At 74.0% G+C, this 2,202-nt stretch carries 1 protein-coding gene; it reads left to right on the top strand.

The features are described from left to right. The coding region (locus ABZ951_RS33775; protein ID WP_361281780.1) for a condensation domain-containing protein at positions 1 to 2,202 on the top strand (2,202 nt) is incomplete at both ends.

Raw genomic sequence — 2,202 nt, 5'->3', positions numbered from 1 at the left:
CGGCAAGCTCGACACCAAAGCCCTGCCCGCCCCCGACTTCACCGCCGAAGCCGGCGGCCAGGCCCCCACCACCACGGCCCAGACCCTGGTCTGCCACCTCTACGAAGAACTCCTCCACCTCCCGGCAGGCACCGTCGGCACCAGCGACAACTTCTTCGACCTCGGCGGCCACTCCCTCCTCGCCACCCAGCTCCGCACCCGCCTGCGCACCGCCACCGGCACCGAAATCGCCATGGCCACCCTCTTCACCACCCCCACCCCCGCCGCCATAGCCGCACACCTGCCGAACTCCCCGGGGAGTGCCGCGGACCGGCCGCGGCTGACCGCGGTCGACAGGCCGGATGACGTCCCGCTGTCGAGTGCGCAGCAGGGCATGTGGTTCCTGAGCCGGCTGGACGCGTCTTCCGCGACGTACAACATCCCGCTGGTCGTACGCCTGGAGCAGGGTGTCGACCACGACGCGCTGCGGGCCGCCCTGGCCGACGTCACCGACCGGCACGAGAGCCTGCGCACCCTGCTCCCGCAGACCGACGGCGCTCCCCGCCAGGTGATCCTCCCCGCGGGCACCGTCCGGCCCGCCCTCCGGATCGTCGACTGCCCTCAGCAGGAGGTCGACGCCCATGTCGCCGCCGCGGCACGTCATTCCTTCGATCTGACGCGGGACGTTCCGCTGTGGGCCGGCCTGTACGGGAACCCGTCCGGCGCCCGCACCCTGGTCCTCGTCGTGCACCACAGCGCCGCCGACGGCTGGTCCCTGCGCCCGCTCGCCGACGACCTCTCCACCGCCTACGCCGCCCGCCTCGAAGGCCACGCACCCCGGTGGGAGGCCCTCACCGTCCAGTACGCCGACTACGCCCTGTGGCAGCGCGAACTGCTCGCGGAAACGTCACCGGACAGCCTGATGGCACGCCAGATGCGGTTCTGGAAGGAGGCGTTGGCCGGGCTGCCGGAGGAGCTTTCCCTGCCCGCCGACCGGGCGCGCCCGCAGGAGCCCAGTCGCCGTGGCGGCAACCTGACCCTGGAGATCGCCCCCGGCGTCCACCGCGGCCTGCTCGACCTCGCTCGCAGTCACGACGTGAGTCTGTTCATGGTGTTGCAGAGCGCTCTGGCCGCCCTGCTCACCCGCTGCGGCGCCGGCACCGACATCCCCGTCGGCACCCCCGTGGCCGGGCGGGGTGACGAGGCCCTCGACGACATGATCGGGCTGATCACCAACTCCCTGGTGCTGCGCACCGACACCTCCGGCGACCCGGAGTTCCGCGAGCTCCTGGCCCGCGTCCGGGCCTTCGACCTGGCCGCCTACGACCACCAGGACCTGCCCTTCGACCGCCTGGTGGAAGAGCTCAAGCCGGTCAGGACCGCGGACCGGCACCCGCTGTTCCAGGTGATGCTGGCCCTGCAGAACAACACCGAGGCCCTCCTGCGCCTGGGCGGCAATCAGGCACCGCTGGAGCCCCGCGCGACCGGCACCGCCAAGTTCGACCTCTTCGTCGACGTCCTGGAACGGCACACCGCCGACGGGACCCCCGACGGCCTCCGCTGTCACCTCGAATACAGCGCGGACCTCTTCGAAGCGGCCACTGCCGAAGCTCTGGCCGGGGCCTGGGAGGCCCTGCTGACCGCCGTCGCCGCCGATCCCCGGCTGCGCGTCAGCGACATGCCCGTACCGCGGAAGCTGCCCGCCGGCGGCCCGGCGGCGGCGCGCGAGCCGTTCGACCCGGCGCCACTGGAGCGGGCGCTGCTCGCGCTGGACGGCATCCGCGACTGCCTGGTGCTGCCGCCCGGCGGCGACGAGGACGGGCGGCCGACGGTACTGGCCGTACCGGCCCGGCAGTCCGCCGTCGAGCAGGCGGAGAAGGAACTGCGGCGCACCGCCGCGCACCCCGGCCGCGTACCGCGCCTGGTGGCCGTCTCGGAGCTGCCCCGCACCCCCGAGGGCACCGTGGACGTCCCGGCACTGGAGCGGCTCCCGCGGATCGACACCGCTCTCGGTGAGCGCTGGCGGGAAGCTCTGGCCGCGCTGCCCGGCGTCGACTCCGTGACCGTGGGCCTGGAGGAGGCGGCCGAGCCCCTGGGCCGGTTGCACCTCGGCGCGGCGGCCGGGCGCTCCTCCGCGCGGCACTCCGGTACGTCGCGTCTGCCGGCCACGGCCGACGCGGACGCCGTGCCCGCGCTCAGCGAGGGCCCGCCCCTGCCCGACAT

This window comes from Streptomyces sp. NPDC046215 (assembly GCF_040646215.1).
GTDB classification, from domain to species: domain Bacteria; phylum Actinomycetota; class Actinomycetes; order Streptomycetales; family Streptomycetaceae; genus Streptomyces; species Streptomyces stramineus.
The sequence above is the reverse complement of the archived record's forward strand: the minus strand, read 5'-3'. Positions and strand labels throughout refer to the sequence as shown.